The organism is Cyanobium usitatum str. Tous, assembly GCF_003011885.1.
Taxonomy (GTDB): domain Bacteria; phylum Cyanobacteriota; class Cyanobacteriia; order PCC-6307; family Cyanobiaceae; genus Cyanobium_A; species Cyanobium_A usitatum.
Genome location: NZ_PXXO01000001.1, coordinates 299,428 through 321,841, shown reverse-complemented (window position 1 = coordinate 321,841; position 22,414 = coordinate 299,428). Strand labels below are relative to the sequence as shown.

25 protein-coding genes and 1 other RNA gene are annotated in these 22,414 nt (G+C 62.8%); 13 read left to right on the top strand and 13 right to left on the bottom strand.

Annotated elements, in window-relative coordinates; genetic code table 11:
• Positions 1-49 precede the first annotated feature (49 nt).
• Complete coding sequence (psaK, locus tag C7K55_RS01675) at positions 50-307, top strand: photosystem I reaction center subunit PsaK (protein WP_106501635.1); 258 nt, start codon at positions 50-52, stop codon at positions 305-307.
• Positions 308-331: 24 nt separating this feature from the next.
• Here the strand turns inward: psaK and C7K55_RS01670 are convergent, their stop codons facing one another.
• Entirely contained in the window at positions 332-1,582 is a 1,251-nt protein-coding gene (locus tag C7K55_RS01670; protein ID WP_315856770.1) for an NAD(P)/FAD-dependent oxidoreductase, read from the bottom strand.
• Positions 1,530-3,458, bottom strand: a complete 1,929-nt coding sequence (gene dxs / locus C7K55_RS01665; RefSeq protein WP_106501634.1) for a 1-deoxy-D-xylulose-5-phosphate synthase — start codon at positions 3,456-3,458, stop codon at positions 1,530-1,532. Before dxs ends, C7K55_RS01670 begins: the two co-directional genes overlap by 53 nt.
• 73 nt (positions 3,459-3,531) lie before the next feature.
• Here dxs and ilvA point away from each other — a divergent pair, with 73 nt between their 5' ends.
• The 3 genes from ilvA to C7K55_RS01650 are packed head-to-tail and all read left to right on the top strand — an operon-like array spanning position 3,532 to position 5,952.
• Positions 3,532-5,103, top strand: coding sequence for a threonine ammonia-lyase, biosynthetic (gene ilvA, locus C7K55_RS01660; protein WP_106501633.1), 1,572 nt, complete (start codon positions 3,532-3,534; stop codon positions 5,101-5,103).
• Positions 5,104-5,131: 28 nt separating this feature from the next.
• On the top strand, positions 5,132-5,641 hold the full coding sequence (gene scpB / locus C7K55_RS01655; RefSeq protein ID WP_106501632.1) for an SMC-Scp complex subunit ScpB: 510 nt from the start codon (positions 5,132-5,134) through the stop codon (positions 5,639-5,641).
• Between the two features lie 23 nt (positions 5,642-5,664).
• A complete protein-coding gene (locus C7K55_RS01650; RefSeq protein ID WP_106501631.1) occupies positions 5,665-5,952 on the top strand; it encodes a YggT family protein in 288 nt (95 codons plus the stop codon).
• Here C7K55_RS01650 and C7K55_RS01645 read toward each other — a convergent pair.
• Both C7K55_RS01645 and C7K55_RS01640 read right to left on the bottom strand, forming a co-directional pair.
• Positions 5,946-6,443 carry a hypothetical protein gene (locus C7K55_RS01645; RefSeq protein ID WP_106501630.1) on the bottom strand — a complete coding sequence of 166 codons (498 nt, stop codon included), beginning with the start codon at positions 6,441-6,443 and terminating at the stop codon, positions 5,946-5,948. The genes C7K55_RS01650 and C7K55_RS01645 overlap by 7 nt on opposite strands.
• An 11-nt stretch (positions 6,444-6,454) precedes the next feature.
• The gene (locus C7K55_RS01640; RefSeq protein WP_106501629.1) at positions 6,455-6,784 is read right to left on the bottom strand and encodes a nucleoside triphosphate pyrophosphohydrolase family protein; all 330 of its coding nucleotides are present in this window, start codon (positions 6,782-6,784) and stop codon (positions 6,455-6,457) included.
• Between the two features lie 57 nt (positions 6,785-6,841).
• On the opposite strand from C7K55_RS01640, the gene pyk reads away from it, so the two are divergent.
• The 5 genes from pyk (at position 6,842) to C7K55_RS01615 (ending at position 13,440) form a co-directional block, all read left to right on the top strand.
• Positions 6,842-8,626 (top strand): pyruvate kinase, encoded by a 1,785-nt coding sequence (gene pyk / locus C7K55_RS01635; RefSeq protein WP_106501628.1) that lies wholly within the window; start codon positions 6,842-6,844, stop codon positions 8,624-8,626.
• Between the two features lie 23 nt (positions 8,627-8,649).
• Positions 8,650-9,879: an ABC transporter permease gene (locus C7K55_RS01630; protein ID WP_106501627.1), complete on the top strand. Its 1,230-nt coding sequence runs from the start codon at positions 8,650-8,652 to the stop codon at positions 9,877-9,879.
• Between the two features lie 139 nt (positions 9,880-10,018).
• Entirely contained in the window at positions 10,019-10,333 is a 315-nt protein-coding gene (locus C7K55_RS01625; protein WP_106501626.1) for a DUF1830 domain-containing protein, read from the top strand.
• A gap of 58 nt (positions 10,334-10,391) precedes the next feature.
• Entirely contained in the window at positions 10,392-12,308 is a 1,917-nt protein-coding gene (gene ftsH / locus C7K55_RS01620) for an ATP-dependent zinc metalloprotease FtsH (protein WP_106501625.1), read from the top strand.
• Positions 12,226-13,440 carry a phosphotransferase gene (locus tag C7K55_RS01615; protein ID WP_106501624.1) on the top strand — a complete coding sequence of 405 codons (1,215 nt, stop codon included), beginning with the start codon at positions 12,226-12,228 and terminating at the stop codon, positions 13,438-13,440. Before ftsH ends, C7K55_RS01615 begins: the two co-directional genes overlap by 83 nt.
• A 182-nt stretch (positions 13,441-13,622) precedes the next feature.
• On the opposite strand, the gene clpP is transcribed toward C7K55_RS01615, so the two are convergent.
• Positions 13,623-14,213, bottom strand: a complete 591-nt coding sequence (gene clpP / locus C7K55_RS01610) for an ATP-dependent Clp endopeptidase proteolytic subunit ClpP (protein WP_106501623.1) — start codon at positions 14,211-14,213, stop codon at positions 13,623-13,625.
• Positions 14,214-14,289: 76 nt separating this feature from the next.
• Between clpP and psb29 the strand changes: the two genes are divergently transcribed.
• The gene (psb29, locus tag C7K55_RS01605; RefSeq protein ID WP_106501622.1) at positions 14,290-15,006 is read left to right on the top strand and encodes a photosystem II biogenesis protein Psp29; all 717 of its coding nucleotides are present in this window, start codon (positions 14,290-14,292) and stop codon (positions 15,004-15,006) included.
• On the opposite strand, the gene C7K55_RS01600 is transcribed toward psb29, so the two are convergent.
• From C7K55_RS01600 to petN, 4 genes are read right to left on the bottom strand one after another with little or no spacing between them, the layout of a single operon-like run.
• The gene (locus tag C7K55_RS01600; protein ID WP_106501621.1) at positions 14,966-16,261 is read right to left on the bottom strand and encodes a hypothetical protein; all 1,296 of its coding nucleotides are present in this window, start codon (positions 16,259-16,261) and stop codon (positions 14,966-14,968) included. The genes psb29 and C7K55_RS01600 overlap by 41 nt on opposite strands.
• Positions 16,258-17,595: a CofH family radical SAM protein gene (locus C7K55_RS01595; protein ID WP_241518086.1), complete on the bottom strand. Its 1,338-nt coding sequence runs from the start codon at positions 17,593-17,595 to the stop codon at positions 16,258-16,260. The genes C7K55_RS01600 and C7K55_RS01595 overlap by 4 nt, the downstream gene beginning before the upstream one ends.
• Positions 17,592-17,744 carry a hypothetical protein gene (locus tag C7K55_RS13670; protein ID WP_193486092.1) on the bottom strand — a complete coding sequence of 51 codons (153 nt, stop codon included), beginning with the start codon at positions 17,742-17,744 and terminating at the stop codon, positions 17,592-17,594. Before C7K55_RS13670 ends, C7K55_RS01595 begins: the two co-directional genes overlap by 4 nt.
• A 20-nt stretch (positions 17,745-17,764) precedes the next feature.
• Positions 17,765-17,866: a cytochrome b6-f complex subunit PetN gene (petN, locus tag C7K55_RS01590; protein WP_106501620.1), complete on the bottom strand. Its 102-nt coding sequence runs from the start codon at positions 17,864-17,866 to the stop codon at positions 17,765-17,767.
• Positions 17,867-17,936: 70 nt separating this feature from the next.
• Between petN and clpS the strand changes: the two genes are divergently transcribed.
• Both clpS and C7K55_RS01580 read left to right on the top strand, forming a co-directional pair.
• Positions 17,937-18,233: an ATP-dependent Clp protease adapter ClpS gene (gene clpS / locus C7K55_RS01585; RefSeq protein WP_127431955.1), complete on the top strand. Its 297-nt coding sequence runs from the start codon at positions 17,937-17,939 to the stop codon at positions 18,231-18,233.
• Complete coding sequence (locus C7K55_RS01580; RefSeq protein WP_106501619.1) at positions 18,233-18,550, top strand: DUF2103 domain-containing protein; 318 nt, start codon at positions 18,233-18,235, stop codon at positions 18,548-18,550. The genes clpS and C7K55_RS01580 overlap by 1 nt, the downstream gene beginning before the upstream one ends.
• On the opposite strand, the gene C7K55_RS01575 is transcribed toward C7K55_RS01580, so the two are convergent.
• The gene (locus tag C7K55_RS01575; RefSeq protein ID WP_106501618.1) at positions 18,505-18,903 is read right to left on the bottom strand and encodes a hypothetical protein; all 399 of its coding nucleotides are present in this window, start codon (positions 18,901-18,903) and stop codon (positions 18,505-18,507) included. The two genes, C7K55_RS01580 and C7K55_RS01575, sit on opposite strands and share 46 nt — an antisense overlap.
• An 81-nt stretch (positions 18,904-18,984) precedes the next feature.
• Here C7K55_RS01575 and C7K55_RS01570 point away from each other — a divergent pair, with 81 nt between their 5' ends.
• Positions 18,985-19,632, top strand: coding sequence for an NAD(P)H-dependent oxidoreductase (locus tag C7K55_RS01570; RefSeq protein ID WP_106501617.1), 648 nt, complete (start codon positions 18,985-18,987; stop codon positions 19,630-19,632).
• Positions 19,633-19,640: 8 nt separating this feature from the next.
• Here the strand turns inward: C7K55_RS01570 and ssrS are convergent.
• The 3 genes from ssrS to C7K55_RS01555 all read right to left on the bottom strand — a co-directional run bounded on the left by ssrS (position 19,641) and on the right by C7K55_RS01555 (position 22,381).
• A non-coding RNA gene (ssrS, locus tag C7K55_RS01565) (6S RNA) lies at positions 19,641-19,822 on the bottom strand.
• A gap of 15 nt (positions 19,823-19,837) precedes the next feature.
• Positions 19,838-21,010: a 5-(carboxyamino)imidazole ribonucleotide synthase gene (locus C7K55_RS01560; protein ID WP_254969513.1), complete on the bottom strand. Its 1,173-nt coding sequence runs from the start codon at positions 21,008-21,010 to the stop codon at positions 19,838-19,840.
• 51 nt (positions 21,011-21,061) lie between these two features.
• Entirely contained in the window at positions 21,062-22,381 is a 1,320-nt protein-coding gene (locus tag C7K55_RS01555; protein ID WP_127431954.1) for a hypothetical protein, read from the bottom strand.
• Between the last annotated feature and the right edge of the window lie 33 nt (positions 22,382-22,414).

The following is a 22,414-nucleotide window of genomic DNA, read 5'->3' as shown; positions in this document are numbered from 1 at the left end:
TCATCCATAGGGGGTGCTGCCCGGAAGATGGGGCGTTGGCACCTGCTCCATGATCGCTCCCCTCCTGGCCCTTGCCCCCGCCACCATCACCTGGTCACCCAAGGTGGCGTTGGTGATGATTGTCTGCAACGTGATTGCCATCGCCATTGGCAAGGCCACGATCCAACATCAAAACGTTGGTCTGAAGCTGCCCAGCCCCGGCCTATTTGGCGGTTTCAGCCACGGCGCCATGCTCGGCACCCTGAGCCTCGGCCACATCCTCGGCATGGGCGCCATCCTTGGCATGGCCTCCCGCGGCGTGGTCTGAAAACCTGGGTTCCACCCTCAGGGCTCAGCGCCAACCCAGCAAGTAGGGCAGCGCTTTAAGCCCGTAGCGCTCAAAGCGGTAGTCAAACAACAGGGCGGAGAGATCCTCCGCCCGCCGGGTTTGCAAGCCAGCCAGCAGGCGCTCCAGGCGAGCATCGGCCCTGGCATCAGCCAGTCCTAGCCAGGTGCGCCTAGCTAGGCGGCCACTCAGGCTCCAGCGCCAGCCCAGCTCGCTTCTTAGGAGGCTCGCGTATTGGTCTAGGCCGACAGAGCCAGCTGGTTTGGCCAGGGCCTCCAGCAATAGCGGTGCCAGCACCCGGGCACTGGCCAGGGCGTGGCGGATGCCCTCCCCACCCAGCAGGTTGGCCGTGCTCACCGCATCACCTAACCCGATCAGCCTGCCCATCCGGTGGGGTTCATGGCGGCGGACCGTGCTGCGAATGCGCCCCCCATGGCGATCGAGCACCTCGGCTTGTCCAAGGCCGCAGCGTTGTACTAAGGCGCCCAGCTCCAGAGCCAGCGCTGGCTGGGCACGGCTGGGATCGGCCAAGCGGCACACCCCCACCTTGAGCTGGCCCGGTGCCATCGGAAATACCCAGCCGTAACCCTGCCGCACCCAGTCGCTGCCAAGGAAAAAGCTGAGCCTGTCTGCCCAGGGCCGGTGCTGCTCGGGATCCACCTGCAGCAACCACTCCACCCCCAGGCCGGCCACCAGCGGATCGGCCAGCTTTGCCTGCTCGCCAATCAGGGCTCGGCCCTCGCCGCTGGCATCCACCAGCCAGCGGCTGCGCAGCCGGCGGCTACCAGCAGCGCCATCGCGTACCACGGTGTTAACGCCAGCGCCATCTTGATGCCAGCCAATGGCCGTGACGCCGAGCTGCAGGCGGGCGCCCCAGGCCTGGGCCTGGCCAGCTAGCCACTGACGCAGGGCACCAAAATCGAGCACGGCGCCGAGGGGTTGGCCTGCGCTCCACAGCCGGCGCTGGTCGCCTGGCCCCACCAGCTGCCAGCCACTCCAGCGCGCCGCCACAACGTGAGCGGGTATGCCAAAGCGATCGAGGGTCTCAAGCGGCAGGGCCGCACTACTGAAAGCCGCCTGACCCAAATGCTTAAGCCGATCAACCAGCAGCACATCAACCCCAGCCTGGGCAAGTAAGCGGGCTAGCTCAGCACCCGAAGGGCCAGCACCCACCACAAGCACTTCGCAGTCGTAGGGCTCCGGTTCAGACAGCAACTGGCGCAGCCGCAGCAGGGAGACTGCTTTGAAGGGGAACACCAAAACGGGTGATGATCCGCTCCGCCATCTGGGGTGGGGTGAGGCCCAGGCTGTGCTTGCTCTGCTCCGGGCTGGCGTGGTCCACGAGCACGTCGGGGATGCCGATGCGCAGCACCGGCACCAGCACGTCGTGGTCGCTGAGGGTTTCCACCACCGCAGCCCCGAAGCCACCCGCCAAGGAGCCTTCCTCCATGGTTACCACCTTGCCGATGCGCTGGGCCATGGGGAGGATCAAGACCTCATCAAGGGGCCGCAGGAAGCGGGCATTGATCACGGCCGCCCGCAGACCCTTTTCCTGCAGCAGTCCGGCCGTAGCCATCGCCGGAGCCACCATGGCGCCGTAGGCCACGATCAGCAGGTCGTCGCCATCGGTGAGCAGCTCGCCCCGGCCGATCTCTAAGGGTTCAAAACCTTCTTCAGCCAAAGGAACCCCCTCGCCTTCGCCGCGGGGAATGCGCAGGGCGCAGGGGCCGCTGTGATGAATTGAGGTCACCAGCATGCGCTGCAGCTCAGCCTCATCCTTGGGGGCCATCACCGTGAAATTGGGGACGGCGCGGAAGTAGCTGATGTCGTATTGACCCTGGTGGGTAGGGCCGTCGGCGCCAACGATGCCGGCCCGATCCAGCACAAAGGTGACCGGCAGGTTCTGGATGCCGACGTCGTGAATCAACTGGTCGTAGGCGCGCTGCAGGAAGGTGCTGTAAACAGCCACCACGGGCTTGAGCCCTTCGCAGGCCATGCCAGCCGCCATGGTGACGGCGTGCTGCTCGGCGATGCCCACATCGAAATACTGCGCCGGAAAAGCCTTCTCCAGCAGATCCAGTCCGGTGCCGGTGGCCATGGCAGCGGTGATGCCCACCACGGTGGGGTCCTGTTCGCAGAGCTTCACCAGCGTCTGGCCAAACACCTTGCTGTAGCTGGGCGGCTTCGGCTTGCTGGAGGGATAGGCCTTGCCAGTGGCCAGATCAAAGGCGCTCTGGGCGTGATAGCCCACCTGATCAGCCTCGGCGTAGGCGTAGCCCTTGCCCTTGGTGGTGGCCACGTGCACCAGCACAGGCCCCTCTGTGCGGTGGGCCTGTTCAAAGGTGCGCACCATGCCGGCGATGTCGTGGCCATCGATTGGGCCGATGTAGGTGAAGCCCAGCTCCTCAAACACGGCTCCCACCTTGGGAACCGCCAGGCGCTTCATGCTCTCTTTGAGAGTTTTGAGCTCGTTAGGCAGCTCGCCGTGCAAGAAGGGCAGGTGCTTGATCGCCTCCTCGGCATTGCCCTGCAGAAACTGCAGAGGTGGGCTCAACCGCATGCGGTTGAGATAGGTGGAAAGGGCCCCCACCGGTGGGCTGATCGACATGTCGTTGTCGTTTAGCACCACCACCAGCTTGGTTTTCGGCAGGTGGCCGGCGTGATTGATCGCCTCTAGTGCCATGCCACCGGTGAGGGCGCCATCGCCGATCACCGCCACACATTTGAAGTCTTCCCCGCGGCGATCGCGGGCCAGGGCCATGCCAAGGGCCGCCGAAATCGAGGTACTGGCGTGGCCGGCACCGAAATGGTCAAAGCGGCTCTCGCTGCGCTTGAGATAGCCGGCCACCCCGTTCTTCTGGCGCAGGCTGTCGAAATCCTTGTAGCGGCCCGTAATCAACTTGTGGGGGTAGGCCTGGTGACCCACGTCCCACACCACTTTGTCGTGGTCGAGATCGAGGGTTTGATAGAGGGCGAGGGTGAGCTCCACCACTCCCAGCCCAGGACCCAGGTGCCCGCCGCTGGTGCTCACCACCTCCAGATGGCGCTCACGAATCTGGCGGGCAATGGCTTCAAGCTCTGCCGTGCTCAGGCCGTGCAGCTGATTCGGGTGACTCAGCTCGCTGAGATGCATGCACAACCCTGGAGGTGGGGTGCAATCTAGGCCTTAGCTTCCGCCCAGGGGTCCGAATTGCGACACTGGTGCGATGAGCGAGGCCCCTGAGAGCTATCTGCAACGGATCCTGCGGGCGCGGGTCTACGACGTGGCGATTGAATCGCCACTGGATCCTGCGCCAAATCTCTCGGCGCGCCTGCACAACCGGGTGCTGCTGAAGCGTGAGGACCTGCAGCCCGTGTTCAGCTTCAAGCTGCGCGGCGCTTACAACAAAATGGCGGGCCTCTCGCCTGCCGAGCTGGAGCGGGGCGTGATCGCCGCCAGCGCCGGCAACCATGCCCAGGGAGTGGCGCTAGCCGCCCAGAAGTTGGGCTGCAGGGCCGTGATTGTGATGCCTGTCACCACACCGGAGATGAAGGTGAAAGCGGTGGCGGCCCGGGGCGCCGAGGTGGTGCTGCATGGCGACAACTACGACGCCGCCTGCACGGAAGCCACGCTCCTGGGCCTTGAGCGGGGGCTCAGCTTCATCCATCCCTTTGACGATCCCGATGTGATCGCCGGTCAAGGCACGATCGGGTTGGAGATCCTGCGCCAGTGCTCCTCGCCGCCTGACGTTATTTATGTGGCCGTAGGCGGTGGCGGCTTAATCGCCGGCATTGGGGCCTACGTCAAAACCCTCTGGCCCCAGGTGCAGATCGTTGGCGTTGAGCCGATGGATGCCGATGCCATGACCCGCTCCCTAGCCGCCGGGGAGCGGGTGCAGCTCGAGCAGGTGGGCCTTTTCGCCGATGGCGTGGCGGTGCGCCGCGTCGGTGAGCTCACTTTTGAATTGGCGAAGCAAACGGTGGATCGCATGGTGACAGTCGACACCGACGCCATCTGCGCAGCCATCAAGGACGTGTTCGAAGACACGAGATCGATCCTGGAGCCAGCCGGCGCCCTCGCCGTAGCAGGCATGAAGCGCGATGTGGTGCAACAGGGCTTGCACGGCCAAACCTTGGTGGCGGTTGCCTGCGGCGCCAACATGAACTTCGACCGGCTGCGCTTCGTGGCCGAGCGCACTGAGATCGGCGAAGACCGCGAAGCGATGCTGGCGGTGGAAATCCCCGAGCAGACCGGCAGCCTGCGGCGCTTCTGTGGCGTGCTGGGCCAGCGCAGCCTCAGCGAGTTCAGCTACCGGCTAGCCGATCCCAGGGTTGCTCACATTTTTGTAGGGGTGCAAACCAGTGGCACAGCCGACGAGCAGCAACTGATCAACGACGTGCAGAACGCCGGCTTCCCCTGCCTCGACCTCTCCAACAACGAGCTGGCCAAGCTGCACCTGCGTCACATGGTGGGCGGCCGCCTGCCCGCCAGCGCCGGCCCGGCTCTCGCGCAGGGCGAAGAGCTGCTCTATCGCTTCGAGTTCCCCGAAAAACCAGGCGCCCTGATGGCGTTCGTAAACGCCCTACACGCCAACTGGAACATCAGCATCTTTCACTACCGCAACCACGGCGCCGACGTAGGGCGGATCGTGGTGGGGGTGCAGGTGCCTCGCGCTGACAGACCCGCCTGGCAGGAGTTCCTCGATGGCTTGGGCTATCAGCACTGGGACGAATCGGCCAACCCTGCCTACCAACTGTTTTTGGGGCCCAGCTCAGCGCCCCTGCCAGCCCTGGCATGAGCCCAAAAAGCTGCGGTAACGTGCGGCCATGCAAAGCAAGGGGCTGATTCAGGGCCTATCCCTGCCCGCCCGCATGGAGGCGATCCTCTACTTGAAAGGCCGGCCCCTCAGCCTGGAAGAGCTGGCTGAGATCGCTGCGGTTAGCCGAGAGGAAGCGGAGCTTGGCTTGATCACCTTGATCACCGACTACGCCCACCGGGATACGGCCCTGGAGGTGCGCCAAGAGGGCAACCGCTACAGCCTGCAGCTGCGCGATGGCCTGGGCGACTTGGTTCAGAACCTCCTGCCCGTGGACCTATCCACGGCCGCCTTGCGCACCCTGGCCACGATTGCCTTAAAAAAGCGGATTTTGCAATCGGATCTAGTCGAGTTGCGCGGCTCCGGCGCCTACGACCACATCAAGGAGCTACTGGCCCAAAATTTCATCGAGCGCAAGCGCCAAAGCGAGGGCCGCTCCTACTGGCTCACCCTCAGCGAGAAGTTCCACCGCACCTTCGCCATCAAGGCTGAGGCTGACCTCTGGAAGCAAGCTGCCTAGAGTTGGTCCACTAACAAAATTCCATGGACGCCCTGAGTTTCCTGCTGCAGGTTCTGGCCCAGACCCTCAGCATCTACACCCTGGTGTTGCTGGTGCGGGTGTTGCTGAGCTGGTTTCCCAATCTCGACTGGAGCAACCCCGTGCTTTCGACGGTGAGCTCGATCACCGATCCCTACCTGAATGCCTTCCGCGGCCTGATTCCGCCCCTAGGCGGCCTAGACCTTTCGGCGATCGTGGCTTTTATTGCCCTGCAACTGGTGCAGAGCCTGCTCGAAGGCGCCAGCGTTTCGGTGCTGGGAGCTGGTTACTGATCAGCTAAGGCCTGTTCAAGGGGCAGCAGCTCGTCATCCACACCAGCGCGGGTGCGCACCGGGGCACTGAAACCCCTTGCCTTGACATTGCGGAAGCTGAGCGGTCCAGGGGTGCCAGCCGGCACCGATAGGCGCAGGGCAAAGGCAGAGGTGCCAGGCGGCACATCACCGATCGAACCCACCCGGGTGCGGTTTTGCAGCACCGGCTCGCCACTTGAATCAACGATCAGGGCAAATACGTCGGTATCAACAACGGTCTTGCGGGTGGGATTCACCACGCTGCCGCGCAGGGCGTAGCAGCTGGCACCAGCCGGGCGCCGCAACTCTGGCTGGGCCCCGATGTCCTCGGCGGGGCAGGGTTCGATGCTCAGCTCAGATACCTGGAGATCTGCTGCCCAGGCAGGAGCTGGCAGCACCAGAGCACCAATAACTATGAGAGCGAGCAACCGCGCCAGCCACTTTGCGAGCTCATGCCGTGGCCCAAGCTCCATACCTTGCTTGCTCACCGCCTGTCACCACTGCCTCCGATTACGTTACGGGCGGCGCGGCTGGCCAGTTTGTCGAGGTTGGCCTGGGCAATTTGCTCTAGCTCCAGACCAAGTTCGGTAGCGAGCTGGGCCACGTACCAGAGCACATCACCAAGCTCGAGCTGCAGGTCTGCAATCACCTCAGGCGAAAAGCTGCCCTGACGGTCGCGCAGCACTTTTTTGACCTTGTCGGCCACCTCGCCAGCCTCACCGCACAGCCCCAGGGTGGGATAGATGGGGTTGGCGCCGGCATCTGGGTAGCGGGCCGTGGCGCGGCAACCCTCTTGGTAATGCTGAAAATCCACCTGCTACAGCCCATTGCAGGCCTGGATGGTAGTTTCCAGTCGTCTGTTGGCGTTTACATGCCCCAGCCCGATCTCATGCGTCGCACCAAGATCGTGGCCACGATCGGGCCTGCCACGGAATCCGCCGAACGTCTGCGCGAGTTGGTGGCCGCCGGCGCCACTACTTTCCGGCTCAATTTTTCTCACGGCGACCACAGCGAGCATGCGGCTCGCATCGCCACGATTCGCCAGGTGTCAACGGAGCTGGGCATTGAGCTCGGCATCCTTCAGGACCTGCAGGGTCCCAAAATTCGTTTGGGCCGCTTTGCCGATGGGCCGATCACCCTGGCCAAGGGTGATCAGTTCACCCTCACATCTAGGGACGTGCCCTGCAATCAGAAGATTGCCACCGTCACCTACGCATCCCTGGCAGATGAGGTGGTGCCAGGCAGTCGCATCCTGCTGGATGACGGTCGGGTGGAGATGGTGGTCGAGAGCGTCGACAAGCCAGAGCAGACCCTGTTCTGCAGCGTCACCGTTGGTGGAGTGCTCTCGAACAACAAGGGAGTGAATTTCCCCGATGTGCAGCTCTCTATCCGTGCCCTCACCGAGAAAGACCGCGTTGATCTGGCATTTGGTCTGAAGCAGGGGGTTGATTGGGTGGCCCTCAGCTTTGTGCGCAACCCCTCGGACATGCGCGAGATCCGCGAACTGATCCGCAGCCATGGCCACGACACCCCCGTGGTGGCCAAGATCGAAAAGTTTGAGGCCATCGATCAGATCGACGACATCCTGCCCCTCTGCGACGGGGTGATGGTTGCTCGGGGCGACCTTGGCGTTGAGATGCCCGCCGAAGAAGTTCCCCTGTTGCAGAAGGAGCTGATTCGCAAGGCCAACAGTCTTGGCATCCCGGTGATCACTGCCACCCAGATGCTCGATTCAATGGTGAGCTGCCCCAGGCCCACCCGGGCCGAGGTGAGCGACGTAGCCAACGCCATTCTTGATGGCACCGATGCCGTGATGCTCTCCAATGAGAGCGCTGTGGGCGATTTCCCCGTGGAAGCGGTGGCCACCATGGCCATAATCGCCCGGCGCATCGAGCGGGATTACCCCCGCCGGGTGCTCGATAGCCACATGGCAACCACCATCCCCAATGCCATCTGCCAGGCAGTGAGCAGCATTGCTCGCCAGCTGAATGCGGCCGCAATTTTGCCGCTCACCAAGGGGGGCTCTACGGCTCGCAGTGTCAGCAAGTTCCGCCCCAGCACCCCAATTTTGGCGATCACCAGCGAGGTGAATGTGGCCCGGCAGCTGCAGCTTTGCTGGGGCGTCAACCCCTTGGTAGTGGAGGAGCAGAGCTCCTCCACCAGCACCTTCAGCCTGGCCATGGGCATGGCACGCGAGCTGGGCTTTCTTCGCGATGGTGACCTAGTCGTTCAAACCGCCGGCACCCTCTCGGGTATCAGCGGCTCCACCGACTTCATCAAGGTGGGCATCGTCTCCGCGGTGCTCTCTAAGGGAACCGGCGTCGGCACTGGATCCGTGAGCGGTCGAGTTCGCCTGGTTGATAGTCCAGAGGCAGCGGCGGCAATCCAATCTGGCGAAATCCTGGTGGTGCATGAAACCTGCGCCGATTACGTCGAGGCGATTCGCAAAGCCAAAGGGGTAGTTACGGAAGCCGGTGGCCTCGAGAGCCATGCCGCCTTGATCGCCGAGCGCACTGGCGTACCAACGATTGTGGGTGTCTGTAACGCGATCGCAAACCTGCGTCAGGGGGAAATCGTGACCCTGGATCTGCAGCGCGGCGAGGTGCATCGGGGCGCCCGCAGCCACGACGCTGACGACAAACCCGCCATCGTTTAAGGCCAGCAGCCGCCACCGCAGCCATGCCAACCAAGCTCCCCATGCGGGAAACCGTCGGCATGGCCCTGAGCACCCTGCGCGCCAATCGGCTGCGCAGTTTGCTGACCATGCTCGGCATCGTCATCGGCAATGCCTCCGTAATCACCTTGGTGGGGGTGGGGCGAGGCGCCCAGAACCTGGCAGAAGGGCAGCTAAGCAATCTCGGCGCCAACGTGCTTTTTGTAGTGCCTGGCAGCAACGACACCCGGCGCCAGGGCATCGACTTCCCAAAAAACCTCGTGTTAGAAGACGCGATCGCCATCGGCGAGCAGGTACCCAGCGTCAAGCGGGTAGCCCCCCAGATCACCTTGAGCGGGGTGGTTCAGGCGGGCGGACTGAGCAGTAGCACGTCAATTCTCGGTGTTACACCGGAGTTTCTGCCGGTTCGTCAATTTGAGATGGCCCAGGGGCGCTTCTTCACCGCCAGCGATCTCAACGGCGCTCGCAATGTCACCGTGGTGGGGCCCGACTTGGGCACAAAGATGTTCCCAGGCAAGGCGCCAGTGGGGCGCCAGCTGCGTATTCGCAACCAGCTGTTCGAAGTGATCGGCGTTCTTGAACCCAAGGGAGCCGTATTTGGTCAAAACCAAGACGAGAACGCCTACGTGCCCCTCAGCACCATGGTGAGCAAGCTTTCAGGACGCGACCCCACCTACGGGGTCAGCCTAAATTTCATCAGCGTCGAAGCCCGCGACGAGCAGAGCACGGGGGCCGCGAGCTTTCAGATCACCAACCTGCTGCGCCAGCGACACCGGATCCTGAGGGAAGACGATTTTGCCGTGCGTTCTCAGAAGGATGCCCTCACGATCGTGAGCACGATCACTGGTGGCCTCACCTTGATGCTGGCGGCCATCGGCGCCGTGTCGCTGCTGGTGGGCGGCATCGGCATCATGAACATCATGTTGGTGTCGGTGAGTGAGCGCACCGAGGAGATCGGCCTGCGCAAAGCCCTCGGCGCCCGCAGCGGCGATGTGCTGCTGCAGTTTCTGGTGGAGTCGCTGGTGCTGGCCAGCCTGGGGGGCGTGATCGGCAGCGCCGTGGGCATTGGCACGGTGGCTGTGGTTGGCGTTCTGACACCCCTACCGGCATCGATTGGGGCGGCCACGGTGCTGGTCACGGTGGGGCTATCCGGTTCGATTGGCCTTTTCTTCGGCGTAGTGCCCGCCCGCCGGGCTGCGCGCCTCGACCCAATCGTTGCCTTGCGCAGCCTTTGAACCGGTCTGATCAGCCGGCAGCGGTGGGGCGAAACCAGAAAAAACCATTAAAAACCGAAAACAGTGGCGTCCGTCACTAAACCCGCACTCAAGCCAGTGGCTTTATGGGTGGAGAAATCGGGATTCAGTCGTGGCTCAAATGGCTTGCAGTTATCGCAATACCAGCGATCGGATGGTGATACTGCGCTGCATCGGTCCCGAGCAGTTCTTCCTCGAACGAGTGGTGTTTCCCTTCGAGCTGCTCAGCTTCCAGTGCCCACCAAGCAGCGTGGTGAAGATCTGGACCCACGGCCTAGGTGGGCCCGAATTGGTGGAGACCGTTAACTCCTGCGATCTGATCAACGATCCACCGTCCCTACCAGCTCAAGCGGCCCAATTCGAAGCGCTGCCCGGTTCCCGCGGCTATCTCACCGGTCTGCTGGATGGCGAGCTGCCCTGGGCAACGGCTAGCTGAAGCTGGGCTCGGGGAGGGGGCCTGGCGCCGTTACACTTGTCAACAAAGTGTCTCAGCTATGAACCAGCGCTGGCGTCTGATTGCCCTCTGGCTGCTGCCCCTGGCAGTGGTCGCATTCCTCGGCTGGCAGCTGCTTGGTAACGGCGGCACGGCCCGTTTCAAACCTGAAGGCTCCACGGTTGCTCCGCGCAATGCGGCAGTAGCCCGCATGAGCTACGGCCGCTTCCTCGATTACGTCGATGCGGGCCGGGTAACGGCGGTTGATATTTTCGACGGCGGTCGCAGTGCAGTTATCGAGGCTGTGGATCCTGACCTCGACAATCGGGTACAGCGTCTGCGCGTAGACCTGCCCGGTGTTGCTCCAGAGCTCGTCAACAAGCTCAAAGAGCAGGGCATCAGCTTCGATATCCATCCACCCAAAACCGCTCCACCAGCTCTTGGATTGCTCGGCAATCTGCTCTTCCCATTGCTGCTGATCGGCTCGCTGATCTTCCTTTCACGCCGCGGCAGCGGCATGCCCGGGGGCCCCGGTCAGGCGATGCAATTCGGCAAAACCAAAGCCCGCTTCGCCATGGAGGCTGAAACTGGCGTCAAATTTGACGACGTGGCTGGTGTTGAAGAGGCCAAGCAGGACCTCCAGGAGGTTGTCACCTTCCTAAAAACCCCCGAGCGCTTCACTTCAGTTGGCGCCAAGATCCCCAAGGGTGTGCTGCTGGTAGGACCTCCAGGTACCGGTAAAACCCTGCTAGCCAAGGCAATTGCTGGCGAAGCCGGAGTTCCCTTCTTTTCGCTTTCAGGATCTGAATTCGTTGAAATGTTTGTTGGCGTGGGCGCCAGCCGGGTGCGCGACCTGTTCAAGCGGGCTAAAGAAAATAGCCCTTGTTTGATCTTTATCGACGAAATCGATGCGGTGGGACGCCAGCGTGGTGCTGGTGTCGGCGGCGGTAACGACGAGAGGGAGCAAACCCTCAACCAGCTGCTCACCGAGATGGACGGCTTTGAAGGCAATAGCGGTATCATCATCATTGCCGCAACAAACCGAGCCGATGTGCTCGATTCAGCCCTGCTGCGCCCAGGTCGTTTCGATCGCCAGGTTCAAGTTGATGTGCCAGATATCAAAGGAAGGCTGTCTGTGCTCAAGGTGCACAGCCGCGATAAGAAACTGGCCGACGATGTGAGCCTCGAAGTGATTGCTCGCCGTACCCCGGGCTTCTCCGGCGCCGATCTCGCCAACCTGCTTAATGAAGCGGCAATCCTCACGGCCCGGCGCCGCAAGGAGGCCACTTCACTTGCCGAAATTGATGATGCCGTCGATCGGATCATTGCCGGCATGGAGGGCAAGCCCCTCACCGATGGGCGCAGCAAGCGCCTGATCGCATATCACGAGGTTGGCCATGCCCTGGTGGGCACCCTGGTGCAGGCCCATGACCCCGTTCAGAAGGTCACCCTGATCCCACGGGGGCAGGCCCAGGGACTTACCTGGTTCTCCCCCGACGAGGAGCAGATGTTGGTGAGCCGGGCCCAGCTCCGAGCTCGCATCATGGGTGCCCTCGGCGGCCGGGCTGCCGAGGATGTGGTCTTCGGCCACGCAGAGGTCACAACTGGTGCAGGTGGTGACATCCAGCAGGTCGCCTCGATTGCCCGCCAAATGGTCACCCGGTTTGGCATGAGCGATCTTGGCCAGGTCTCCTTTGAAGCAGGCAACCAGGAGGTTTTCCTGGGCCGCGACCTAATGACCCGCAGCGATGGCTCCGATCGCCTTGCCAGCAAGATCGATGATGCCGTGCGCCAGATGGTGCACAGCTGCTACGCAGACACGGTCAAGTTGGTGGCAGAACACCGCGCCTGCATGGATCGGGTAGTGGAGCTACTGATCGAGAAAGAAAGCCTCGATGGCGAAGAATTCCGCGCCATCGTGGCCGAATTCACGGCAATTCCAGAGAAGGAGCGCTTCTCGCCCCTGCTGGCCGGCTGATCAAGCAGTAGCACTAGCCATCACAGGACCGGCATCCACGCGACTCGTCGTGGGTGCACTCTGTGGGTGCTCCGCTAGCCAGCGAGCCACCCAGCCCGCCGCCACGCGATTCGACTCCTCAAATGTCAAAAGCCTGGAAGCGAAGCTGCTCGGGGAGGGCCGGGGGTTTCAATCGACCACTTGGCGCCTGGAGCTGAGCTGTGATCCACCTGAAGAAGGGCCAGCAAGCGTAATTCTCAAAAGTGAAACCTCCAATAAGGACTTCAATGAGTTCAGCCGGCTGAATAATGCCTTTGGTCGTGAGGTGGGTGTTTACACTCACTGCACGCCAAGATTAGAAAATCACAAACCCTCAGTCTTTGCAACCAATTCCTCTGAGCCCTATTGGTTGCTGATCGAGGATCTGACCCACCTACGTTCTGGTGATCAAGTAATCGGACTGAGCTACCAGGAAACGTTGGCCACGATTCAACGCATGGCCGCTATCCACGCCGAATTCTGGCTAGATCCTTCCTTGAACCAGCACAGCTGGTTGCCAAACCATGGCTTCTGGTTTGCAGACCCCAAAGCCGAAATCGTTGATGATTTCTTTGCCACCTATGGCGTGCGCTTCGGCACGGATGTTTGCAGGTTATATCGAGCCGTACTCGAGCAAAGTGCAGATATTGATCAGGCTCTCAATGACAGGCCATGGACCCTCGTCCATGGTGATCTGCGCGCCGACAATCTGCTATTCGGCAATACTGTAGAAGATCCAGAGTCAGTGATAATTGATTGGTCCTGGGCCAGCCGTAGTTCAGCCGCTATTGATATCGCCTTTTTGATTGGCGGCAGCACGCCCCAGGCTCAGCGGCTTGGACGTCATGAAGACCTGCTACTGGCTTGGCACCAGGAACTACTCAAGCTTGGAGTTTGTGATTACTCGCTTGAAGAGGCCAGGTACGACCTGCAATTAGCAGCTCTACGGACCATCACTGCCGGCATAGCCATGCATTCCTTCACGGGCCCAGACATTCCGATCCGGGCAGCCCTGTTCATGGATGACTCGATCCAGCGTCATGCGGCCTACGCCTTGGAAATTGACGCCTGGCAAGCTCTAGCTCTGCCCGATCCGAGTGCCTGGAATGCCTGATATTGACGTAAATCTCGCCAACCCAGCGCTGGCTCCCGGCCCCTATGTGCGGCTGGGGGCAGGCAGCGATTGGCCAAAGGCACCACAATCCCTATCGGAGGAACCAAGGCGGACCTGCAAGCCCATGGGGTGCAGCTGAGTTTGCGCTACTCGTTTTAATCGTGCCCTTGTAAATTAGTCCCTCAAACGGGACGCACTGGTCGCTTTTCGATCACCTTGTCAATTAAGCCGTACTCAACAGCCTCCGCGGGTGACATGAAAAAGTCGCGGTCGGTGTCTTCCTCGATGCGGGGCAGGGCTTGGCCCGTGCGATCGCTGAGCTCCTGGTTGAGCTTCTGCTTCAAGTAGAGGATTTCGTTTGCCTGAATGCGGATGTCGCTGGCCTGGCCGCGGGCGCCGCCCAGGGGCTGGTGGATCATGATCCGCGAGTGGGTGAGGCTGCTGCGCTTGCCCTTGGTGCCAGCACAAAGCAGAAAGGCACCCATCGAAGCGGCCAGACCCACGCAGACGGTTTGCACATCTGGCTTGATGTGCTGCATGGTGTCAAAAATTCCCAGACCGTCGTATACCGATCCACCCGGAGAATTGATGTACATGAAAATATCCTTCTCGGGATCTTCTGCCTCTAGGAAAAGCAACTGGGCCACAACCCGGTTGGCCGACTCAGCAGTGACCGGTTCACCCAAGAAGATGATGCGCTCCCGCAGTAGCCGGGAATAGATGTCAAATGCGCGCTCACCCCGGCCCGACTCTTCAATAACGATCGGGATCATGGAGCTGCATTTGCGAGTGGTCCCGATCCTACTGAGCCCGGGCGGCTAGGGTCGACCAACCTTGGCCTAATCCAGCGTGAGTGCAGCCCTCACCGTTGCCGACAGCAAGCGGGAGTTTCATCGCGCCTTCCCTTACGTGATCGCGCCGCTCTATCGCCGCATGGTGGATGAGCTGCTTGTGGAGCTGCACCTGCTCAGCCGTCAAACCGGCTTTCGCAGTGATGCCCTGTTTGCCTGCGGCCTGATTCAGGTGTTCGACAGTTTTGCCCGGGGCTATCGCCCTGACGCCCAGCGCCTCCCCCTGCTCCAGGCCCTTTGTTCCGCTTCCGGTTTCGATGCCAACCAGTTGCGCCAGCAGCGTGACAGCGCCATGGCAGCCATGGGCAGCCACAGCGTCGAGCAGGTGAAGCAATGGATCGAACAGGAGGGTTCGGGCGCACCCGAACCCCTTGCGGCAGCTCTTGCTGACATCCGCCGCCCCGATTTCCACTATTCACGGTTGATGGCCGTAGGCCTGCTGAGCTTGTTGGAGCAGGCGCAGGGCGCAGACGCCTTGGATGCCTCCGCCCTGCGCAGCTATGCCCACGAGCTGGGCGGCGCCATGGGCTTGCTGCGCGAGCGACTCGACAAGGACCTGAGTCTCTACGCCACCAACCTCGAGAAAATGGCCCAGGCCGTTGAGCTAATGGCGGAAACCGTTGCTGCTGAACGCCGTAAACGGGAACGGCAGCAACAGGAAGCCACAGAGGCACCTACCGAGATTGCAGCTGAAGCCGCCCAGTCAGCTGGCTGAGGGCTGAGCCAGGAGCAGCTGGCACTGCCGTCAGGCTGAGCTGGCTAGCCAGTTGGACGGGCTTGGGCAATTCGGGCGGCAGCAAGCCCCGCTCTGCAAGCGCTGCAGGCCGCAGCCGCAGCTGCATAGAAGCGCCAAGGCCGGGCTGGCTCAGCACAGGCGTGGCTGCTGCAGGAGTAGCGGCAGGTGGTTCGGGTCCAAGGAACAGCAGCAAGTGGGTGCTGCCTGAACCAGCCAGCACCCAGCGCCAACCTCCCACGACTCGCCCATCCTGCTGGCGCCAGAGCGTCGCGGCTAAGGCCTTGGAGCCAGATTGCGTCGCCTCGAGTCCCTGGGTCTCCAGCGGTTCAACCAGCCCAGCGAGCATCTGGTTCCAGGGACGCCGATCCCCTGAGACCACCAACTGCAGCTCCAGACCCGTCTGGAAAGGCCCCTGGGCCAGCGGGCGCAGTCGCAAGACAAAGGGCACACGACGCAGCATGGTTATTTGGGCATCACCGATGCCGTAGCGAGCCGACAGGGGTTCCCGGATCAGCTGGCGGCTCAACAGCCCCTGCAATAAGCCCTCAAGGCCAGGACCGCGCCACTCCAGCAGCAACCCTGAAGGCAGGGGGGGAGGAACGACGGGTGTTGCCGCACGACCTGGGGCGGCCAACAGGCCGCTGGCGGCAGCTGCTTCTCCAGCGAGCCCCAGATTGGCCCCCTCGAGCTCGAGACTCAAACATCCCTCCTGGAAGCGTTGCAGCAAAGGGGCTGCAGGGCCCGCCATCACGCCGAGGCCAAGGGGGGCCCAGAAAACCGCTTGCTCCTGCTGCAACCGCTGCAGACAGCGCTGCTCCAGACCGCGGCGCTGACGTTGGGCCAACTTGAGCTGGTCTTGCAGTAGCCGCTTGGCAAGGGGATCGGCTGCCACGACCACGAGGTCATCAACCCGAATTCCATGGGAAGGCAGGGGGCTTCCTGCTTGGAACTGATAGGCCAAATAGGCGCCACCATCGCCATCGCGCCCCCAGAACTGCCACCAGAAGCGGCGCTGCTGACGCCAAACTCGACGCGCCTGAGCAGCGCCGAGGCGCTGGCTCCACAGGGCTGGCACCGGTCGCTCCGGGGCGGCGGGAAAGCTCTGCAGCAGGGCAGCCTGGCCAATCAACCGCTCCAGGCCCTCGGCCCGGGGCCGGGGAGATCGCAGCAGCAAGCCAGCGGGAAGCAGCAGCAGCAGAAAAGTCAGGGTGAGGGTCCAGCGCAAGCGGGTCACGCCACAGCTCCGTAGAGGGTGGTGCGGCGCCGCACCGGACGGCCAAGCCGCTGGGCAGCCGCCTCAAGCGCCTGGGGGGACTGGCGGGTGCCGCCGCTGGCACCGGCCATCGTGGTGATGTGTTCCTCCATCAAGGTGCCGCCCAGGTCATTGCAGCCCCAGCGCAGGGCCTCGGTGGCCCCTGGGAGGGTGAGCTTCACCCAGCTGGGCTGGTGGAAGCGAAACCAGGGCCCCAGTAACAGCCGGGCCTGGGCCGTGAGCCGCAACATCGCTGCAGGGTCGGGCTGGTCCCGTTGCACACGGGAGCGCAGGGCAGCTGGCGCCGAGGCGCCCACAAAAGGCAGCAGCACAAACTCAGTGAAACCCTGGCGCTGATGCTGCCAGGCGTAGCGCTGCACCGCCACCAGGGTGAGCAGGTGAGCCACCACGTCTGCCGGGGACTCGATGTGGCCTGCCATAAGGGTGCTGGTGGCAGGCAAGCCGTGCTGGTGCACCTGAAGCATCACCGCCACCCACTCCCTGGCCGTGAGTTTCTCCGGGCAGAGCACCTGCCGCACCGGCTCACTGAGCACCTCTGCCGCCGTACCCGGCACCGATCCCAACCCCGCCGCCTGCAGCCGATCCAGCACCTGATCAAGCGGAAGCCCGTCGTGCTGGGCGAAATAAAGCAGCTCCTGGGGCGAAAAGGCATGAAGGTGCAACCCCGGTGCTGCCTGCTGCAACAGACCAAGCAACCGTTCGGCATAGGCCAGCTGACTGCCTGCCACCGTGGCGGCTGGGTTGAGTCCGCCCTGGATGCAGAGCTCAGTGGCTCCAGCCTCAAGCGCCTCGGCGGCTTTTTGCTGCAGGTCGGCTTCGCTAAGCCAGTAGGCGCCGGGCTCGCCAGCATCGCGGCGGAAGGCGCAGAAGCTGCAGTGCTTGATGCAGTGGTTTGAAACGTTGAGGTTGCGGTTCACCACGTAGGTGACGATGTTGCCAGCTAGTTGCTGACGCAAGCCGTCTGCAGCGCGGCGCAGCAATTCATCCTGCTCGGCGTCAGCGGGGCGGCTGAGCAGGATCAGACCGAGGGAGGCAAGCAAGGCCGGATCCCAGCTGCCCGGGTCGTGCTTACCGCTATCAACACTGAGAGGCAGCCTCGGCTGGGCCGAGTCAATGGCCGCAACAAGGTCATCTAGGTCGAGGGGCTCTAGGTCAAGTGCCTCTAGGTCGGGGGCTGCCGAAGGGCTAGATGGCCCAGCTGGGGGTGGCACCAGCAGCTCTGCGGCGCTCTGCCAGGCCCAATCCGCTAACCCAGAGGGAGTGGGGGATGGTGGCGAAGAGCCGGCTGGGCTCACTTGCGGCGCTTGGTTTGAAGGGCGTTGCGACGGCGACGATCGCTCCACTCGATGATGGAGAGATAGATCACGCCTCCGCTGACAAACACCAGCAGCAACACCGCGATTGCGGAAAGCACCTGGGAGGCGGAGAGGTTCAGCTCAGGCACAGAGGATCGTCAAAGCCAGGTCAGAACTTGATGCTGTTGTCGCCGTGACGACCCCAGACCACCATGGCGATGGAAAAGCTGAAAAGAGCAGCCAAGGAGGCCCAACCCGCAGAGATCAACATGGTGCAGCTTGCAGTCGTTGAAGGCACTTTACCTAGGCTGGAGCCCTAAAGGTGTTCGTCGTTGCAGTCCGTGGTTGTGGTCCTTTCCTCCGCCAGCCCCGTTCAGGAGCGACTGCGCCTGCGCCAGCCATACCCCGATTTCAAGGTGGTGGTGCTTGACGACGACTTCAACACCTTTCAGCACGTGGTGGAATCACTGGTGCGCATCATCCCGGGCATGCTCGCTGATAAGGCCTGGGATCTGGCCCACCGCATAGACGGGGAGGGTTCGGCGGTGGTGTGGTGCGGCCCCCAGGAACAGGCGGAGCTCTACCACCAGCAGCTGGGAGCAGCCGGCCTGACCATGGCTCCTTTGGAGCGGGCCTGATGGGCCGGGTGGTCATCACCCACAGCACCTACGTGGAGGGGCTGATTCCGCTGCTCAAGCAACTTGCGCTCTGCCCTGGCATCGACACCGTCACCCCGGCGGTTATCAGCCGCGTGCGTGGCCGCAGCAGCCAGATGCGGCTGCGGGTTTCAGCGCCCATCACCGGTGGGCACAAGCTGGTCGCCCGACGCGGCAGCAGCGTGCAGGAGGTGTTTGTAGTCACCGGCTGGAGCCGCGAGCAACTGCAGCAGTGCCTAGATCGCTTGCTGGGTCAGACACCACCCAACAGCAACTCACCGGAAGGGGAACGCTCGTAGGAGGCCGTTGCCTGAAACCGGGCAAAGGCGCCCCCCTCCCGAAACCAGGGCTCACGCTCAAGGCTGAGCCCTTCGGGCTGCAGCTGCCAGCGCTGCTGAAGGTAGGCGGCATATTCCTGAGGGGTGCTCTGGGCTGCCTGCCAATGCACCACCGCAAAGCTCAGGGCGCTTACCCGCACGGTGCCCCCTTCAGATTCCTGAATCTCCTCTTCAAACAGGAAGGTGCGGAAGCGATCCTGGGCGTCGCGTCCCTCGAGGCAGTATTTGCGCAAATAGAGCTCCCGAGCGCGAGGAAAAACCGGGCCAGGGGCGAGGGCCAGAAGGGCTTCAAAGGCCTGCTGAAAGGACTCCATCGAGGCTGGCGGCCGAACCCGACCACGGCAGTAACAAGGTCCAGAATGGCCCCTTATCCCCACCGTTGTCGCCACCCCACCATGCCGATCTCACCCCAGCAGCTCAATGGGGCCATGGCCTGGCGCTACGCCACCAAGGTATTTGACCCCAGTCGCCGCATTGACGACACCACCTGGGCCGCCCTGGAGGACGCCCTCGTGCAGAGCCCATCGAGCTATGGCCTGCAGCCCTGGAAATTTCTGGAGATAAACGACCCCGCCCTGCGCCAGCAGCTGCGCCCCGAGTCGTGGAACCAGAGCCAGATCACCGACTGCTCCCACCTGGTGGTGTTCCTGGTGCAACGCCAGATCGGCGCCGCCGAAGCCGATCGCCTAATCGAAACGATGGCAGCCGTTCGCGGCCTCGATTCAACCGCCCTGGCCACCTACCGCCAGATGATCGATGTCGACCTGATCAATGGGCCTCGCAGCCAGCAGATCGACCGCTGGGCCAGCAACCAGGTGTACATCGCCCTGGGCACCTTCATGACAGCTGCAGCCCTGCTCGAAGTGGACACCTGTGCCATCGAAGGCTTCGATCCCCTTGCTTACGACCGCATTCTCAACTTGGCAGACTCGCCCTACCGCAGCTGTGTGGTGTGTGCGGCTGGCTATCGCGACAGCAGCGATAAATACGCCTCACTGGCGAAGGTTCGCTACGCCCCCGCCGAACTCATCGAGAGGCGTTGATTTGAAAGGGGTGGACCGCCGTGCCGTTTTGCCCCAGTGTTCGACCTGGTGGAACCAGAAGAGGGTCAAGGACGGGGCGCCGTTTCCGGCTACGAGGCCGGTTTACGTTGCTTCCGCTGCAGACCCCCATGTCGAAAAGGGAGTCAGATCAGAAAACTGTAAAAGGCATTCACCAACAAGACAGTCCTATGGAAGTGTAGGCCGATTACGGGTTTTGCGGGGGCAGGGGCCAGATGGATCTGACCCGCTCTAAAAGCTGCTCCGCCTGGCCAGCCCGTTCCCCAGCTGTGACCCCGTGCAGCAGCAGGGTGACATGACCAAGCTTGCGTCCTGGACTGGAGCCCTCCTTGCCGTACCAGTGCACCGTGGCCTCCGGTATGGCTGCCAGATCATCCCGCTGAGCCTGGTAGTCGGCTTCCGAACTTTCAAAGCCCAACAAATTCACCATCAGTGCCCCCGGCACCTGGAACTCGACAGACCCCATCGGCAGGCCAGCCACGATCCTCACCTGCTGCTCGAACTGGCTGGTATGGGCTGCCTCGATCGTGAAATGGCCGGAATTGTGGGTGCGGGGGGCGATTTCATTAACCTGCAAACCGCTCGGCCCATAAAAAAGCTCAATGGAGATCACGCCCACGTAATTGATTGCCGTGAGCAGGGAAGCGGCGATATTGCGGGCATAGGCCTGTACCGCATGGGGCACTGAGGCCGGCGCCAGCACCCAGTCGCATACCTGCTGGTGCTGGTGGGTCTGCACCAAGGGATAACAGCGCACGTTGCCAGCCCGGTCGCGGCAGGCGAGCTGGGAGAGCTCCTGCTCAAAATTGACAAACTCCTCAAGAATCCAGTCCCCTTGGGGCACCCTTGCCAGCAGGGCCGTGAGATCTTCAGGGCTGCGCAACACGGCTGTCCCCTTGCCGTCGTAGCCGCCGGTGGAGGCCTTGGCCATCAATGGGTAGTTGAAGCCTTCAGGCAACAGGCCACTGGTGGGCAGATCGCACCAGCGCGGGCAAGGCAGCCCCTGATCCTGCAGCATCTGCCGCTGGCCCCGCTTACTGACTAGGGGAGCGAGGGCCTCCAGGCTTGGCAGAAAGACGACTCCGTCAAAACTGAGCGGCGCCAGGGCCGGCAGGTCTACCCATTCGTTTTCAAAGGTGATAGCGCCACTGCGGCGCGCCAGCTCCCGGGTGGCCGCCACATCGTCGAGTTCAGCCAGCACCACACTGCTGGCAAGGGCAGTGGCGGGATCCTGAGCCCCTGGTGTCAAAACATGCAGGGGCACATTGAGCTTGCGGGCAGCGGCGGCAAGCATCAAGGCCAATTGGCCGCCACCAACTACACCGATAGCAACTGCAGCGCTAGCAACTGGCTCAGTCACAGGATTGGCACCAGCCACGGATCTTGGAACTCGCAGCGTGCAGCGTATGAATCAGGACGCCCCGTTGAACTCGTACCAGGCCACAAGCAGCTGATAGGCAGCATTGCGGCGGACCCAAAGCCTGGAGTCACCACCCTGATCTGGATGCCAATCCATCACTTTACGGCGCCAGGTAGCGCGCACCTCCTGCCAGCCACTGCCTGGTAGCACTCCCAGCTCTTCGCAAGCCTCTCGGTAGCAACTCAGGAAGGCATCGGAACCTGTAGCGGCTGTTGGGGCGGCAGCCACAAAAGCTGGGGCGCCCTGCTCCAAACGGTCCACCACTTCCTGGGCCTGCTTGCTGGCCTGAACCGCCGCCGCCAGCTGCTGGCGGGCCGTATCCATCTGAGCCGCCAGGGTGCTGGCCAGCTTCTCCACCTGGCGTTGGGCTTGCTGGGCAGTGGCCAGGGCCTCGGCCTGCCCCTGCCCAGTGCTGACCACAGCGGCATCGAGGCTGGCCGTGGCCCGGCTGCAGCTCTGCTGGGCCTGCTGAATCTGCTGATCCATCGTTGCCATCTGAGCGGACACATCTGCAGCGACCGCCTGGGTATCGGCCTGGGCAGCCTGCGCTGAGCTGATCGCCCGTGAAGCTTCGCTGCGCAATCGGGCCAGCTGGGCCTCCTGGTCGCCGCGAAGTCGATCTAGGGCCGCCTGGGCCTGGCTTGCCTCGCTGCGTAGCCCGGCCAGCTGCTGCTCCTGACTGGCAATCAACCCATCGAGCTGACGGCGAGCCGCTGCCAGTTGATCATTGAAGCCACCGGCGAAAGCATCCAGCTGACCCTCCACCAACTGGACGGCCGCCAAAGCACCGCTGGTGTCGGCTGTTTGGGTAACCAGATCACGGCGCAGGTTGGCCTCTAACTGAACACGAGCCTGCTGGGCTGCGGAGAGCTCAGCCTGCAAAGCCCTAATTTTTGCGCCCGCCTGGGCTGCGGTTCGGTCCTGTTCGCCCTGGAGCGACTCCAACGCTGCCAGTGCCGCCGCCGCCTCGGCGCGAGCCTGGGCCAGCTGCTGGGTAGCTCCGTCGTCAACCCTGGCTAGGGCGGCCTGGGCCGACTGGGTGGTGCGCTGCGACTGCTCCAGCGCCCGTCCCCGGGCGCCAACCCGAGCCTTAGGGGAGCGCAACAACACCACGCCAAAAGCGGAAAACACCAGTGGCGAAACCAGCACCCAGTAGGTGTCGTTGCTGATCTCCTGGTTTCCCTCGCGGGCGGCCTGCTGGCCCCGCATCAGGATCAGTAGAAACAGCACCACGCCCAGCCCAAGGCTGAACAGGCCCACCATCTGGCGCTCGCTGAGGCTGGAGCGGGGTTTGCCACCGGAGGAAGCCATTGCCTTCATTTCAGGCGAATGAACCCTAGGCAG

Coding starts and splice junctions, on each gene's coding strand:
- petN (WP_106501620.1), bottom strand. CDS start 17,866: ATGTTGATCTCTGCGGGTTGGGCCTCCTTGGCTGCTCTTTTCAGCTTT.
- C7K55_RS01575 (WP_106501618.1), bottom strand. CDS start 18,903: ATGGAGTCCTTTCAGCAGGCCTTTGAAGCCCTTCTGGCCCTCGCCCCT.
- C7K55_RS01630 (WP_106501627.1), top strand. CDS start 8,650: ATGCCAACCAAGCTCCCCATGCGGGAAACCGTCGGCATGGCCCTGAGC.
- C7K55_RS01580 (WP_106501619.1), top strand. CDS start 18,233: ATGGGCCGGGTGGTCATCACCCACAGCACCTACGTGGAGGGGCTGATT.
- scpB (WP_106501632.1), top strand. CDS start 5,132: ATGCAAAGCAAGGGGCTGATTCAGGGCCTATCCCTGCCCGCCCGCATG.
- C7K55_RS01555 (WP_127431954.1), bottom strand. CDS start 22,381: ATGGCTTCCTCCGGTGGCAAACCCCGCTCCAGCCTCAGCGAGCGCCAG.
- C7K55_RS01615 (WP_106501624.1), top strand. CDS start 12,226: ATGGCGAAGAATTCCGCGCCATCGTGGCCGAATTCACGGCAATTCCAG.
- C7K55_RS01645 (WP_106501630.1), bottom strand. CDS start 6,443: ATGGAGCTTGGGCCACGGCATGAGCTCGCAAAGTGGCTGGCGCGGTTG.
- ilvA (WP_106501633.1), top strand. CDS start 3,532: ATGAGCGAGGCCCCTGAGAGCTATCTGCAACGGATCCTGCGGGCGCGG.
- pyk (WP_106501628.1), top strand. CDS start 6,842: ATGCCCCAGCCCGATCTCATGCGTCGCACCAAGATCGTGGCCACGATC.
- clpP (WP_106501623.1), bottom strand. CDS start 14,213: ATGATCCCGATCGTTATTGAAGAGTCGGGCCGGGGTGAGCGCGCATTT.
- psaK (WP_106501635.1), top strand. CDS start 50: ATGATCGCTCCCCTCCTGGCCCTTGCCCCCGCCACCATCACCTGGTCA.
- C7K55_RS01570 (WP_106501617.1), top strand. CDS start 18,985: ATGCCGATCTCACCCCAGCAGCTCAATGGGGCCATGGCCTGGCGCTAC.
- C7K55_RS01625 (WP_106501626.1), top strand. CDS start 10,019: ATGGCTTGCAGTTATCGCAATACCAGCGATCGGATGGTGATACTGCGC.
- ftsH (WP_106501625.1), top strand. CDS start 10,392: ATGAACCAGCGCTGGCGTCTGATTGCCCTCTGGCTGCTGCCCCTGGCA.
- C7K55_RS01650 (WP_106501631.1), top strand. CDS start 5,665: ATGGACGCCCTGAGTTTCCTGCTGCAGGTTCTGGCCCAGACCCTCAGC.
- dxs (WP_106501634.1), bottom strand. CDS start 3,458: ATGCATCTCAGCGAGCTGAGTCACCCGAATCAGCTGCACGGCCTGAGC.